This is a genomic window from Shigella sp. FC1661 (assembly GCF_001712525.1).
GTDB lineage: Bacteria > Pseudomonadota > Gammaproteobacteria > Enterobacterales > Enterobacteriaceae > Escherichia > Escherichia coli.
The window spans coordinates 1-14,327 of the sequence record NZ_MDGW01000005.1 but is presented as its reverse complement, the minus strand read 5'-3'; the positions used below and the strand labels follow the sequence as shown (position 1 = coordinate 14,327).

Here is a 14,327-nt window from a genome sequence, read left to right as displayed (position 1 = left end):
TTTCGGCGCAGGCGCATGCCACAGATCGGCAACCATATTTACGCAACGCAGGTCGATGGCTGCGGATTGCGGATATTCTTCTTTGTCGATCCAGTTTTTGTTAATGGATAAATCCATCAATTTGTGGACATTTTCGTCGTCCCAGGTCTGGCAGAAAGTGGCCAGGTTCTGACGAGCGTTGCCATCAAGATATAATTCGTCATTGATAATCTGGAATGCGACATCGTCGCGCATTTCGTGCAGCGGAAAACGTTTTGATTCTGCGATAGTGGAAATAGACTTCGCACCAAAACGTGAATCGAGTAGTTCCGACCTTAAATCCGTTACTTGCTTCTTATCCATTTTAAACTCCTTAAAATGATTGGATCGCATTAAAAAAGTAGGATTTATCGATAAAGTAAGCAAGTGAAAAGGACTCGTGTTTAAATAACAAAATCCTAATGTTATTTATCGTGAGATATTACGCGAATAATGTTTTTTCATTGAAAAACAATACAATATGAAATTCTTGGGTGGTGGTAAGGTGTTTTATGCTGTTATTTTTATGCGCATTCTGTGTCTCCTGAATTATCACGTAAAAATCAGACCTTAAAATATCACTATTAGTACTTGATTATTATTTTGAACGCATTTATAAAATTATTACATAAAAATAGCGAATATTGCTAAAATCCCCGCCAACGATGTGTTGACGGGGCTGTTATTATTTTGGCAATAATACTCCGGTATAAGTATTTACCGGATGAGAAAGATATTGTTTAACGGCAGTGTTAACATTCTCTACCGTCATTTGTTTCAACAATTGCTCCTGCTCAGTCCATGCTGCAGGATCGTCATATTGAATAAGACTATTTACAATAGTGTTCGCTAATTGTTGAACGCTACGCTGTTGGATATCGAGGCTGCGCTGAACGTTTTGCTGGTATTCATTCAGTTCTTGCTCACTGATCCCTTTAGCCAGACGCTTAACCATCACTTCATTCGCTAACGTTAACAGTTCATCATGTCGTTCTGGTTGACAAGTAAAAGCCAGCAAATGACTGATATCTTTGGCCTGAGGATCAACCGAGAGGCGAGAAGAAACGCTGTATGCTCCAGATGCCTGTTCACGAATATTAACACGTAGATCTTTTGCCAGTGCGACGTTAAAAGCATCGAGCGCCATACGCGTCGCCAGATTAACAGGTGTCCGGGAATCATAACGCTTCCACTGTGAAACCTGTGCCACAGGTTCATTTTGTTCTTTTACAGTAACCGATGCGTTGTCCGTCGCGCGAGTTAATGGTTTACCTGCGGCTAATGGCGAATCAGAGTGTTTGATTGATCCTAAGTAACGCGTAATTAACGCCACGAGTTTGTCTTCTGAGACATTACCGACAATGACAAACGTGATATCCGCTGGAGATGAAAACAACTGGCGATCGGCAGCCAGCGCATCTGCGGCAGTAAACTGTACAATCTGATTTTCTTGCAGTAATTTCGTGCGGTCATCAGCATAGCGCGTCTCATACATCTGCTGGGCGAATTTCTCCGCTGGACGCTGGTCGAGCGTTTTCAACGCCTGAATTTGAGCATTTTGTAGCGATGCCCAAATATTGTCGTTAATCGTGCTGTGGGTGATTCGCTGGTTAATCAACTGAAAACCAGGTTCAGGGTTATTAGTCCGCGCGCTAACGGAGAGCAACGTATTCATGCCACTGACTTTACTGCTCATGGTTACCGAATTTTCCGCACTCCAGCGTTTCAGGCTGGAAGAGGAGAGCTCACCAACGCCGCTTCCGCTTACTGCTTTATTTGCCAGCGCGATAAGTGATTTTTGCTGCGCAGGGAAACTTAAATCGCCTTTATTCGATACGGCAGTAATTTGTAGCTTTTGCTCTTCACCCGCGGATTTTGCCAGAATAACCCTGGCACCATTGGAAAGTGTTAATGATGTCAGATTCTCAGCCAGCGTTTCTTTGCTGCTAATTTCCGCCTGTGGGTCAGCGTCTACTGTTAACGATAAATTTCTGCCTGGGAAGATGTAAGCCGCCAGCTTTTTGTTGGCGTACTCTTTTTCCAGCGCCAGGATAGCCGCAGGAGACAATGCTTTTTTGGCGGCAAGCTCATTGTTTACCATTTGCTCCCAAAATGCGTCCTGGTTCTTTCTTAACTGCTGCCATTTTTCCGCCAGACTTTGCACGGTAATTTGCTGCCACAGACGTTTCGAAAGTTGATATGTCTCTTCCGGCGACAAGAACGGCGTATTATTTAATGAGCTGGATGCCAGGCGACTGGTCAGCATACGTAAATCACGTTCAGCTTGCTGATCAACCGCATTTTTCAGCCAGGTGAGGCGGGTAGATTTGACATCATCGAGTTCTTCAGCAGAAAAACCATGCTGATCAATGGTTGCCAACTCTGACATTAATGCATTCGCAGCATCCTGCATATTATCGTCTCGTGCATTTACACGGAAAAACAGCGACTGATAATCGGGTGCAATTTTAACGCTGCGCGCAGTGCCGCCAGAAATAGTCTTCAACTCGCCCGACTGTATGCGTTCCTGCAGACGTTGACTGAACAGCTGAACTAACATGCTCCATTCAGCTTGTTCGATAAAGCTTTGCTCATCGTTCACTTGTACCATTGGCAGGCGATAATAGAGTGCGATGCCGTTCACCCGGTTTTCTTTATCATTAATGATATTAAAGCGCAGGTGGTTTTCGGCTTTTGTCGGCCAGACGCGATTTTCAGCTGCTTTGTTAGCCGGAAGCTTACTTAAATTATCCTTTATCAGCGCCAGCGCTTCTTTACTGTCGATATCGCCGACCACGATAAAGGTCATATTATTTGGTTGATACCAGCGTTGATAAAATTGGCGCAATTGTGCCGGTGTGACCGTGGCGACAGTATCCATCAGGCCGATAGGTTCACGGTCTAAATTACGGGTATTAGCCAGCAGGAAAGGGCGGCGCGCCTGAGAGGTGCGCCATTTCGCATCCTGATGGGCACGCCATTCCTCAGTAATTACGCCACGTTCAGCGTCTACTTCGAGTTTTTCAAAGGTTGCGGCATTACTCCATTCACTGAAGATTGCCATCACTTGTTGCAGATTTTGTTTCTGCGTAGTCGGCAAACTCACCTGATACACCGTTTCGTCATAGCTGGTATAGGCATTAACATCGCGACCAAAACGCAGGCCCATTGACTCAAATGTTTCGATGACTTTATTACCCGGCCATGTTTTTGTGCCGTTAAACATCATATGTTCTACAAAATGAGCCACGCCGCGCTCATTGTCTTCTTCCTGCAATGAACCGGTATGAATTTGCAGCCATAAATTTACCTGATCCTTTGGTTGAGCATGCGGATAAATCATATATCGCAAGCCATTGTCCAGTTGCCCGGTAATTAACTTTTCATCCTGCGGTAAGGCGGCGGCAATCAGCCGCCCGGGGAGCAACAGAGTTGCCACTAACGTCAGTAAGAAACAGAGGTTTCTCATAATTATCTCCATGCGAAAACCGGGCGAATTTATCCGGTTAAGTAAAATCCGAACTATTAAAATTTCATGCTGACATCAAGCCAGAAAGTACGGCCACTGGCGTAGGTCGCCACACCGGTATTCGTTGTATCAACAGCGGTTTTGCTATCCAGTACATTGAGAATATCGGCACTGATCGTCAGGTTTTGTTGTTTCAGAAATTGTGGCGTCCAGGACAAGCGGGTGTCCCAGGTCAGGCTGCTATCCAGTTTTTCGTCAACATACTGCTTGTAATCTGAATATTCGCTGATGTATTGCGCATTTGTCTTACCAAGGATAATGCGAGCTTTACGCGCTTCTTGCCAGGCCAGCGTATTCGCCCACACTAACCCGCTCGGTTGATGCGTGAAATCCATGTTTAAGGAGATCTTTAATGGGTTATTAAAATCTGCCACTGGAACGCTATCGTAAGAGACCAGATTACCGTTATAAACCACCTGGTTATCACCGGTATTGCTCTCCTCATAACCATTGTTTAACGACAAGTTGCCCTTGCTCTTGATATAGCTAAAGACAATTTGCGGGTTAATATCTACCTGGCGGATATGCAGGGGTTCGGCCAGTTCAAAACTGAGGTTAAACGAATGCGTTTTGGTTTTGCCATCGTTGTTATATTCAGTAATGGTGGTTTTAGTCGCGCTGTCGGTACGACTGCTTTTGCTGATTTGATCATGCGCTGCACGGTAAACATAGTTTGCGCGTGCAATAACGTTCTTACCGATTTTTTGCTGCAATCCCATTGCCAGTTCATCGTTATAAGGCGTTTTCAAATTCTGATAACGCGTCAGGGTTTTATTACCTGATACCGATTCCGTCCAGCTATTGCGGATATCACGTAATCCCATATCAAGAATATTCCCGCCATAGTAACGGTTATAACCGGCGGTAATCATTGAGGTTTGATCAGCAAAAATATCCCATTCCGTCATAAAGCGCGGGGAGATATTGTGGTTTGACAGATAGTTGTCATAGTCATAACGCACACCGGGCATTAACGACACATTCCGCCAGCTAATGTGATCCGCCATATACAGCGTGTAGTTGTCAATTCCTAGGCTGCCTTTACCTTTATGGTAAATGGTATGGTTAGTTTTCTTTCCTGCAGCATTAATCACATAGGATTCAGACTGGTTATGGCGTTCAGTCCATGCATCGGAATAGATGTATTCCGCGCCGGAGTAGGGTTGATGCGAAACATCACCCACGGCGAATTTTTGCCAGTCCAGGCGTGTTTTGAAGGTGTAATTATCTACAGCCTGGGAAATGTGTCCTAATCCGCCACGGGTACAACGCCCTGTAATATCACCATATGTACATGAAAGTTCGGTGTACCAGATGTCATGATCGTGACGGGTATAATCACTAATATGATCCCAACCAACGGTGGTACGTAGTTTGGCCCATGCGAGTTGCGTATCCATATCCCATGCAAGACCATAGGATTTATTACCCATTTCGCGATCAGACTGCGGGAAGGTGCTGGTATTATAATCACGGCTGGAGCCGGTATATTTTAAGGTTAAATCGTGGGTAAAGCGGTCGCTGGCAAACCAGGTAAATTTGCTCAATGCAGTATCGATAACGTTTTTATACTGTGCCCGACCGGCGACAATGCCGTCATTCGAAACATAATCCGCGCGGGTGATATCAGACTGGCGGCGCGATAAACCGGCGGTAACGCCAAAGTTATCAGCCAGCTCCTGATTAAACGACAAGGTATAAAAGTTCTTTTTAAAATCTGGAGAGAAATAAGTACTTCCTGAAGAACCTTGATTAAATGCGCTCTTGTTATTCTCATCGATATGCGATGTTAACCAGTCCGAACGCGTAGTGCGATAACCCAATTTCACCTTGCTATCATCAGCGTTGAAGCGTTTGATCTTTGCATCAATTACCCCGCCATTGAAGCGACCAAATTCAACCGGCACAAAACTGTCATAAAGCGTCACATTGTCCAGTAAGCTGACATCAAGATAATACCCCTGTGACATCCCGCTAATATTGGTTGCACTACTGGCATCGGACTCATTCGCTGGGTTCAGGTTATTAGTTGCACTAATACCGTCAATCAAATAGGCATTCTGGTAGGGCGACGCACCGTGAATAGAGATTTTCTCAGGGCGAATATCTCCCTGGTTCAACGAGGTACTTTGCGTTGAATCCATGCGTACCGCAGGGTTGGTTCTCAGCAGATCGCTGATATTGCCATTCCCGGTCGGTAAACGCTCGATGCTTTCACTGGTGTAATGCGTGTTGCCGTTTACGGGTACAGGGACAGGAGCATAGACCGTCATCTCTTCAAAAAAATGCATGTACATGTTTTTGTCATCGACGGCCTGCGCCACATCAGCGCCACATAAAATGACGCCAGGAATAAGAACTCGCTTCATTTATTTATATCTCCGTACAGCAGGGCTTTTATTGTTTTTATAAAACCGCGCTAATGTCACAAATATCATCGGCCAGGTTCCAGACACCGGGTTGATGTGTAACCATAATGACGCCGCTTGTGGATAGTTTTTCACGCACTAAACGCAGTAAGCGGATAGCCTCTTGTTCCTCAAGATGAGAGGTAGTTTCGTCAAGAAATATCCATTTCGGACGTCGTAAAATTAATCGTGCCAGGGCGATACGTTGTTTTTCGCCGCTGGAAAGAATATCTCCCCAGCGATCGTGGTCATGAATACGCGCAGCCAATTTCCCAAGACCAACCTGATGCAGTACTTCGCTCAACGATTTATCGTCTACGGGCAGGGGAAGTGCTTTACAAATAATCTCTTTCAGTAAGCCGGTTTTGATTAACGGTGTTTGTGACACATACCAACTGTCAGCAGGAGAAAAAATATCACCTTTAAACCACGGCCAGCAGTGGGATAATGTTTTAAGCAGTGTGGTTTTTCCCGCACCAGAGTAGCCTTTCAGTAATAGCCATTTGCCTGGCGAAACATGAAAGTTCAAGTTCTCTAATATGATCTTATTATCAGGCGTACGAATACTCGCATTAGCCACTTGTACCGCATGTTGGCAATTTTTAGGCTTATTCGTAGGGCGCTGTTCAGTGAGTTGATGGAACTCATACAAGCGATCGATAACCGCAGCCAGTTCAGCAAGTTCGTCATATTTATAAATAAACCAGCTTAAATTGTTCGATACTAGCATAAATGCCTGGCGCGATTTCATCAGTCCGCCCAGATTGATCTGCCCGCTAATAAACTGCGGCAATAACAGAAAGTAGGGAAGAACGCTAAGCGAGCGCGAATAAATATTTTGCCAGTAATCAAGCCACCGCTGACGATTCATTAAACGATGCCAGTTCTCTTTAATGGTATGAAAATTGTCGCGCAACTCCTGGCGTTGTAGAGACTCAGCATTGCTTAGAGCAATCAGTTCTGCCTGCTTATTATGCTGCACAAGATTAGTTCGAAATGTCGCTTCGCTACGTTGTTTTTCCACATTAAGCGGACGAATACGCTTACCAACCTTATGGGTAAATAAAGTTCCACCGATCACAATGAGCACGACGGTATAGACCATATACCCCTGGATATTCCATTCTGTTCCACCAACAGTGAATGAGAGCGTACCCGCGCTTTGCCAAAGAATAACGGTAAAGGTGATCAGCATGCTAAGTGACTGGATGAAGCCAAATGAAAGACTGAGCGTTTTGCTGATCAGTAAGAGAATGTCTTCAGCGATACGTTGGTCAGGGTTATCTGTATTTTTATGCTCGCCGTAGATCTGCGTGAAGTAGTAGTTTTTATCTGCAAACCAGCGATTAAGGTAGTAATCTGTTAACCATTCGCGCCAGCGAATAGTCAGTAGTTTAATTAACCATGTTTTGTTTGCGGATATTAATACAAAGATCCCCAGCAGGGCAGGGAACCAAAGAACAAGCTGCCAAAGCTTATCGGTTTCTTTCTGGCTTAGCGCATTGAAAAAATCATTATTCCAGTCGTTTAACCAGACCTGAATTTTAACCACGCCAAGGATCATTGCGAGGATAATAATGATTAACAACACTGAAGTTTTATTATTCTTACGCAGCCAAAAGGGCTTCAGCAGACAGAGATACTTTGCTATCAACATACAAAACGTAATGGGAATGGTTATCATTAGCGAAAATTGATTGTGCCATCCAATGATTATCTATGGCAATGATTTACTGATGAAATTTATTTAAGTATCATTTAACAATATGAAATATATAGAAATTTTTAATTTTCAGTGGTTATGGTTATGCTATTGATAATCAAGGGTATTGCTAATGCCCTGACGCATACCACGTAAGCCAGGATTTTCGCAAGGGAAGATGATGATGACGAAACACCCGACAGGAATTTATGTCGGGTGCCTTGTTAAGGTCATAAGAAGGAGGCTAAGAATGGAGTTAAAAGAGAGCGTTATTAATTATTCTCCATTTGTTTTGCAACATCCATAATGTGGTAAAGCGGTACTCTGTTCTTAGCTAACTCAACCATGGCGTTCATATAAGGTACCATGGTTGAAAAAAGGATTTTATAACCTTCGCAAAAATAAGAAACAGTCTCATTGTTTACTTTAGTAATACGATGCTTAGGACAACCGCCATTGCAGATAGGTTTATATGCACATTGCTGACATTTCGCTGAAATCCGTTTTTTTTGCGCTGTCAGTTGTACACTGTTCATCGTTTTGAGTTCAGATTTATTAATGTTTCCAATTTTGTACTGTGGATAGACAAAATGGTCGCATTCGTAAATGTCTCCATTACTTTCAACAACCAGATTATCCTTGCAGGACTCCTGGAAAATACAACTTGTATGCCCATTCCCCAAAAAACGGCTGACAAAGCTTTCAAACTGACGAATGAAAATTTCACCCACATCGTTTTTAACCCATTGCATAAAAATGGTTGACATAAACTTGCCATAAGCCGTGGGAGGCACAGAAAAATCAATGATACGGAATGTGTTCTCACTATGACCACTGAAATCAATATTCGGCGTCCCGGTTTCGAGCAATTCGATAAATTGCATATGTTTACTGCCGATAGATTTTAAAGTTAGCAAATAATCAAATAGCTAAAGCACTCATCGTGTTGCCCGTATTCATACCCGTGTGACTTTGACAACGGTACTCCTTAGAAACTCTCTTCGGACTGTTGCCGAAATGTTTGCGGAACGCATAAATAAAATAAGAAGTACTGGCATAACCACATTGTTCGGCAATTTTATTGACTGAACCTTCTACGCGTATCAAATTTTTTGCGTGCTGCATTCTGGCATCTAATAGAATCTGTGAGAATGTCGTTTGCTCTTGCTTTAGTTTTTTCTTCAACAGGCTTTCACTGATGTACAGGCAGTCACAAATATCTTTCAGCTTCCATGGGTGCGCCAGCTTCATGTTGACAATATTTCTCACTTTTCCGGAAACGGATAGCACACCGTTAGTTAATAGTGTAATGAAACCTTTGCATGCGGCAAAAATAGACAGGCAAGAAAAAAGCAAAAGTTCTGAAAAATTATGATGATTGCGTTCTTCCGAGTTGAGATAAGCAATCATTTCATTAAGCAATCCAGTCGGTACATTTGAAGCACGTAAAAACTTCGCAGGAACAGGCACCGTCACTGTCTGGATGTTAGTGCATTGTAGATATTTTTTAATGGTATTTTCAGTAAATCCGATCTCTTTAAAATGCCGCTCATAAGGTTCAAAATGCGTACGAACAGCGTTATCTACCATCAGGATCTCGCCGTCAGAGAAGGCGTAATCTTTATCTAAAATGTTAGCGTTGAAGGCATGATGAATAAATATAACAGAACAAACGAGCGACATTTTATCTCCTTAAAACAATAAAGTTTTTATCGATACTTTTTTAACATTTCATATTTATAATTTGCTGTTTATTTTCAGTCTTGCAAACTATTGATAATGAAATGTGTAAGATCTCTTGCAATGCGACCCATTTCTGAAATACCCAGCTGATCAATTGCCGAAAAAATGGCTATCAACGTAAGGGTCAGTAATAAGACAACCACAATTACAGACATGATTTCTTTATAGTTGTCTCTTTGCGTGATTTTGTTTTTCACTGTGGTCGCATGCATTTCAAATATGTTTATTTAGCGGATAACGTTAAAAATCGTTAATCAGTATGCTTAATATAACAGGCTGGAGAAAAGAGGAAATAGGACTGGCACTTCAGTACTGAGCGGAGTTTCTTACAGCTGTAGGCAGAGGTTTATATCTTATAGTGTGTGGTTTAATTTGATCAATGTGAGCAAATTGCGCGATAATAGTCAATGAGAAATTCTTCTGCTGTGCGGATGACAGCAGAAGAAATGAGGAGGCGAATTAATTTGATGGTTCTAATTCAACCGGAATACTTTTATAACCAGGAATGCCACTTAATGGATCGTGGTTATCAAGAGTTAGCATGTGATTCGATTCTGGAAAATAGGTCACCAGTGAGCGGTCAGCCATAGGGTAAATGACCACTTTTAATCTATCCATGCGGCGTGAGCTGCGCTTACCGTCTGGCGTAAGCGCAATAAGATTAACTCTTTCGCCGTTTTTTACACGGCAAATTTTAGCTTGTTTAGCACTCATAAAGACCACATCTCGTTGACCGAATACCCCTCGATAGCGATCATCCATACCATAAATCGTCGTGTTGTACTGATCGTGGCTGCGTACTGTCGCCATGACCAGCTTACTGTTAAACGCTGAAGAGGGATCTTCTAACAGCCCTTTGCTGGTAATGAAATTAGCCTTACCTGACGGCGTCATCCAGCGCCTTTCAGCAGCTGCATTTATCAGGTGAAAACCTCCAGGATGTCGGATGCGCTGGTTATAGTCGGCGAACTCTGGTAACACAGCTTCAATGTCATTGCGAATGCGATCATAATCTTCCACCAGATACTCCCAGGCTACCACGCTCTGGGGTAGTGCTGCCTGCGCGATTCCCGCGACCACTGCACACTCTGATTTCAGCATTACACCGGCGGGTTTTAACACGCCACGCGAGGCATGAATCATCGACATTGAATCCTCAACGGTTACCGCCTGCGCACCGCTTTTTTGCATGTCAATCTCGCTACGCCCCAGAACCGGCAGAATATAGCTATGCCGTGCGGTCAGCAGATGAGAGCGGTTAAGCTTAGTGGCTACGTGTACCGCCAAATCTAATTGCGTTAACGGTACAGCGCTCGCTTCCCGATCTGGCATTGCCAGTGCAAAGTTGCCCCCCATGCAGATCAATGCTCGAGCCTGCCCCGTGCATATTGCTTGCATGCTGGCAATTGCAGCATGTCCAGGTGCATGAGGTGGGGTGAAGCCATAGCGCTCACCCAGGCGAGCCAGAAACTCTGCAGACGGTTTCTCGGTGATACCGACGGTTCGGTCGCCCTGTACATTAGAGTGACCTCGTAGTGGGCAGATACCCGCACCAGGCTTGCCAATGTTACCTTTCATCAACAACAGATTGACCAGTTGCTGTACATTCTGGGTACCATGTTCGTGCTGAGTGATCCCCATTCCGTAACAGATAATGGTGCGATCGGCAGCGGCATATGCGTCAGCCAGTTCGGCGATTTGTGTCTGACTTAGTCCAGAAATACGTTCGATATCTTTCCACTCGGAATTGAGAACGTCACGGCGTAGCTCGTCAAAGCCGACGGTATGCGTTTGAATAAATTCGTCATCAAGCAATGAGGGCCGACCTGCGGCACTTGCAGCATCATCGCGCTCAATTAACAGGCGCATCATCCCCTTGAGCAACGCCATATCGCCACCAATGCGCACGTTGTAGTACGCACTGGCCAACTGAGTCTCAGAGTTCGTCAGCATTTCAAACGGGTTTTGCGGTGCGGTAAATCGCTCCAGGCCACGTTCCTGTAGAGGATTGATGGCGATCATTTTCGCTCCCCGTTTCACTAAAGCGCGCAACGAAGTCAGCATGCGGGGGTGGTTTGTACCAGGGTTATGCCCAATGCAAATGACTAAATCGCACTTCTCAAAGTCTTCCAGCAACACAGTCCCTTTACCCACGCCGATACTCGCTGCCAAACCCACACTGGTCGGTTCATGGCACATGTTGGAGCAGTCGGGAAAGTTATTGCTCCCGTATTCACGGGCAAAAAGCTGATAAAGAAAGGCAGCTTCATTGGAAGTGCGGCCCGAAGTATAGAATTCAACCTGATTGGGATCACTATAGCTTTGAAGGCGTGCGCCAATTTCGTCGAAAGCTTGTTGCCAGCTTAATGGCTTGTAACAGTCGCTGACGGCATCATATTTCAAAGGCTGAGTGAGACGTCCCGCAGCCTCAAGCTCGTGATCTCCCCAGGTAAGTAATGATTGAACCGTATTCTCAGCAAAGAAAGAGGCATTTACCTGCTTATCCGTGACTTCCCAGGCGATTGCTTTTGCGCCGTTTTCACAAATGTCGAATGACGCACTGTGCTTAGGATCTGGCCATGCACAACCCGGACAGTCAAAGCCCTCTGGCTTATTCATGTCAAACATGGCAATAACATCCTGGCGTATATCCATCTGCTTACGTACTGCATTCGCTACGGATTTAACAGCACCCCAACCACCTGCAGCACCCTGGTAGGATTCAATTTTTTTCTTCATCTACTTATCCTGTGTGGAAATGAATTATTAGGATTTGTAATAGCGATGATGCACAGTACATACAAAGGGATTATCGCCAACATGGATATATAAGAGTAGGGGACTACTCTCTTTCTATTTTTAATCTATTATCGTTAAACAATAGATTAAATACGATAAGTTAAGCATCATCTCTCATAGTGTTTAAATTAACATATTTTTCAATATAAAAAATAAGACTCTGGCTTCAATTGTGCGCGGATTTTCTTACAGGTGTAGGATAATAGCCTTCACAAAATAATTATCCGCGCAATTTTCGTGAATGGAGCGCATAGACTAAGATCAAAATCACAATTATTCATAGATAAAAGTGACACCAATGACTGACTGGACGGTTCCGGCTGCAACCTTGTTTCCTGTTTGTCCATAGGTTGCGCTTAAACCCAGAGATACTTTGCTTTTATTTACTGTCCCCAGGGAGACATTTTCTCCCGTAGCCAGTATTTTTCCATTACGCATCAGAGAGACACCCACTTCCCATTTCTGATACCGTAGTGGACTCATTCCCGCAAGCTGCCTGAAGTGTTGATGGAAAGAGGGCGTGCTCATTTGCACGCGGTTTGCCAGCTTGAGTCTTCAACGCTGGGAAGATGCGGCAAACGGCAAATCTGCATACCAGCCAGCCTATATCCGTCATGCACAGGCCAATTATGAAAGAGGAGAGGCTTAAGTTCTGGAACCCTGAACGAATAACGACTACCAGAAAAGCACTTCGCATCACTCAGATATGATTTAACATAATATACATTATGCGCACCAACATAAACCAAGGGAGAATCCAGTCGTTGGCGGTCATGGTTGCTCATTAACAATGACCAAACCCCATATCTCACTTACTACCGTATTCTCGGCTTAACCGTCCATGCAACCTCAACACATTGGTTTCAACTGCCGTCACCACGTTCTCCGGAAAATCTGTCGGTAATGAAGTCTTCACGTTATCCAGTGCTGCCGGAATCATTCTGGCAAAGTCACTTAGGATTTCATGCATCTGCACTTCCGGGAATCTCAGCACCGTTGCTGTCGCCAAAAAATGTCGCGGATAAATTTTATCGATTGCCATTTTTTTGCCTTTGGATGCGTTAAGCCCCATTGCCAGTTTGAGATCGCTGATGTGTATTCCCGTACCGCCAAGGACCGGAAATGCTGAAATGATGTCGTAAAATGGCGTGAGTCGATAACTGCCGCCAGCCTGAATAAATACGGAGAAGTTTTTTGCATGGCCATCCGTTGCGCCAATCAACCACTGGAAGACCTGGAATTTCATAAAATCATAACGATCGCGAAGCGCCTCGCTGGACCCCATCAAAAACGCCATGATCCGCGCGATGCCTGGGCCTCCATCTGATTCATATTTCACAGATGAAGGTAAATTTCACTCCCAGCATGCCCTGAGTATCGCTATAGCCTTTATCACCTAGTTGCACACCGACATTCCCCCACAGGCTAAGGTTGTTATTTACTTTCGCCTCAACCCCGGTACGTACTTCACCGAGATTACGCGCACCTTCACGGCCTACGGTTTGACCATTCATCTTCACGGCGTAGACTTTGCTGTTGTTGATCCAATTCGCTTCAATGTAAGGCTGGAACTCACGCTGTTTACCATCGTCACGCTGGTGATGGCTGTTCAGGTAGGTTTTCACCCCAAAGCGGCTATTATCGCCATCCAGCTCTACATCTGTCCTGGCGGTTGCGCTCACGATACCCTTCCCGCTTATGCTATTGCGCAGTTCGCCAGTCACGTTTGAGTCAGGAGCTTTTCGCTGACTAGACTGGCCCCCTGAATCTCCAGACAACCAGTATCACTTAAATAAGTGATAGTCTTAATACTAGTTTTTAGACTAGTCATTGGAGTACAGATGATTGATGTCTTAGGGCCGGAGAAACGCAGACGGCGTACCACACAGGAAAAGATCGCAATTGTTCAGCAGAGCTTTGAACCGGGGATGACGGTCTCCCTCGTTGCCCGGCAACATGGTGTAGCAGCCAGCCAGTTATTTCTCTGGCGTAAGCAATACCAGGAAGGAAGTCTTACTGCTGTGGCCGCCGGAGAACAGGTTGTTCCTGCCTCTGAACTTGCTGCCGCCATGAAGCAGATTAAAGAACTCCAGCGCCTGCTCGGCAAGAAAACGATGGAAAATGAACT

The 14,327-nt window shown here is 44.6% G+C and carries 9 protein-coding genes and 5 pseudogenes; 2 read left to right on the top strand and 12 right to left on the bottom strand.

The features are described 5' to 3' along the window. The 4 genes from BFF42_RS00365 to BFF42_RS00350 all read right to left on the bottom strand — a co-directional run. The coding region (locus tag BFF42_RS00365; RefSeq protein ID WP_001690852.1) for a pyridoxal-dependent decarboxylase at positions 1-342 on the bottom strand (342 nt) is incomplete at its 3' end. A 361-nt stretch (positions 343-703) separates the two neighbouring features. Next, positions 704-3,487 carry a M16 family metallopeptidase gene (locus BFF42_RS00360; protein ID WP_012421276.1) on the bottom strand — a complete coding sequence of 928 codons (2,784 nt, stop codon included), beginning with the start codon at positions 3,485-3,487 and terminating at the stop codon, positions 704-706. Positions 3,488-3,543: 56 nt separating this feature from the next. After that, on the bottom strand, positions 3,544-5,916 hold the full coding sequence (locus BFF42_RS00355; protein ID WP_000832424.1) for a TonB-dependent receptor plug domain-containing protein: 2,373 nt from the start codon (positions 5,914-5,916) through the stop codon (positions 3,544-3,546). Between the two features lie 37 nt (positions 5,917-5,953). Next, entirely contained in the window at positions 5,954-7,639 is a 1,686-nt protein-coding gene (locus BFF42_RS00350) for an ABC transporter ATP-binding protein/permease (protein ID WP_000628530.1), read from the bottom strand. Between the two features lie 202 nt (positions 7,640-7,841). On the opposite strand from BFF42_RS00350, the gene BFF42_RS00345 reads away from it, so the two are divergent. Next, the gene (locus tag BFF42_RS00345; RefSeq protein ID WP_120795387.1) at positions 7,842-7,964 is read left to right on the top strand and encodes a protein YneP; all 123 of its coding nucleotides are present in this window, start codon (positions 7,842-7,844) and stop codon (positions 7,962-7,964) included. Here BFF42_RS00345 and BFF42_RS00340 read toward each other — a convergent pair. From BFF42_RS00340 to BFF42_RS00305, 8 genes and pseudogenes are all read right to left on the bottom strand, one after another. Next, positions 7,930-8,565, bottom strand: a pseudogene (locus tag BFF42_RS00340) (SPASM domain-containing protein); the annotation flags it as partial. The gene BFF42_RS00345 and the pseudogene BFF42_RS00340 overlap by 35 nt on opposite strands. Before the next feature lie 13 nt (positions 8,566-8,578). Then, positions 8,579-9,340 carry an acid stress response transcriptional regulator YdeO gene (ydeO, locus tag BFF42_RS00335; RefSeq protein ID WP_000060493.1) on the bottom strand — a complete coding sequence of 254 codons (762 nt, stop codon included), beginning with the start codon at positions 9,338-9,340 and terminating at the stop codon, positions 8,579-8,581. Between the two features lie 74 nt (positions 9,341-9,414). Next, positions 9,415-9,612 carry a two-component system connector SafA gene (gene safA, locus BFF42_RS00330; protein ID WP_000543389.1) on the bottom strand — a complete coding sequence of 66 codons (198 nt, stop codon included), beginning with the start codon at positions 9,610-9,612 and terminating at the stop codon, positions 9,415-9,417. 247 nt (positions 9,613-9,859) lie between these two features. Further along, positions 9,860-12,139 carry an acid resistance putative oxidoreductase YdeP gene (gene ydeP, locus BFF42_RS00325; protein ID WP_000726687.1) on the bottom strand — a complete coding sequence of 760 codons (2,280 nt, stop codon included), beginning with the start codon at positions 12,137-12,139 and terminating at the stop codon, positions 9,860-9,862. A 333-nt stretch (positions 12,140-12,472) separates the two neighbouring features. Then, a pseudogene (locus BFF42_RS00320) lies at positions 12,473-12,652 on the bottom strand (fimbrial protein); the annotation flags it as partial. Positions 12,653-12,655: 3 nt separating this feature from the next. Further along, positions 12,656-12,748 (bottom strand): annotated as a pseudogene (locus BFF42_RS27450) (AraC family transcriptional regulator); the annotation flags it as partial. A gap of 259 nt (positions 12,749-13,007) precedes the next feature. Further along, positions 13,008-13,550: pseudogene (gene hipA, locus BFF42_RS00310) on the bottom strand (type II toxin-antitoxin system serine/threonine protein kinase toxin HipA); the annotation flags it as partial. After that, positions 13,528-13,863, bottom strand: a pseudogene (locus BFF42_RS00305) (autotransporter outer membrane beta-barrel domain-containing protein); the annotation flags it as partial. The pseudogenes BFF42_RS00305 and hipA, both read right to left, overlap by 23 nt. A 177-nt stretch (positions 13,864-14,040) precedes the next feature. Between BFF42_RS00305 and BFF42_RS00300 the strand changes: the two are divergent. Continuing rightward, a partial coding sequence (locus BFF42_RS00300; RefSeq protein ID WP_000567737.1) for a transposase occupies positions 14,041-14,327 on the top strand: 287 nt, incomplete at its 3' end.

What these genes read in the sequence shown, in the direction of transcription:
- BFF42_RS00360 (WP_012421276.1), bottom strand. Translation starts at nt 3,487, where the DNA reads ATGAGAAACCTCTGTTTCTTACTGACGTTAGTGGCAACTCTGTTGCTC.
- BFF42_RS00355 (WP_000832424.1), bottom strand. Translation starts at nt 5,916, where the DNA reads ATGAAGCGAGTTCTTATTCCTGGCGTCATTTTATGTGGCGCTGATGTG.
- BFF42_RS00350 (WP_000628530.1), bottom strand. Translation starts at nt 7,639, where the DNA reads ATGATAACCATTCCCATTACGTTTTGTATGTTGATAGCAAAGTATCTC.
- BFF42_RS00345 (WP_120795387.1), top strand. Translation starts at nt 7,842, where the DNA reads ATGACGAAACACCCGACAGGAATTTATGTCGGGTGCCTTGTTAAGGTC.
- ydeO (WP_000060493.1), bottom strand. Translation starts at nt 9,340, where the DNA reads ATGTCGCTCGTTTGTTCTGTTATATTTATTCATCATGCCTTCAACGCT.
- safA (WP_000543389.1), bottom strand. Translation starts at nt 9,612, where the DNA reads ATGCATGCGACCACAGTGAAAAACAAAATCACGCAAAGAGACAACTAT.
- ydeP (WP_000726687.1), bottom strand. Translation starts at nt 12,139, where the DNA reads ATGAAGAAAAAAATTGAATCCTACCAGGGTGCTGCAGGTGGTTGGGGT.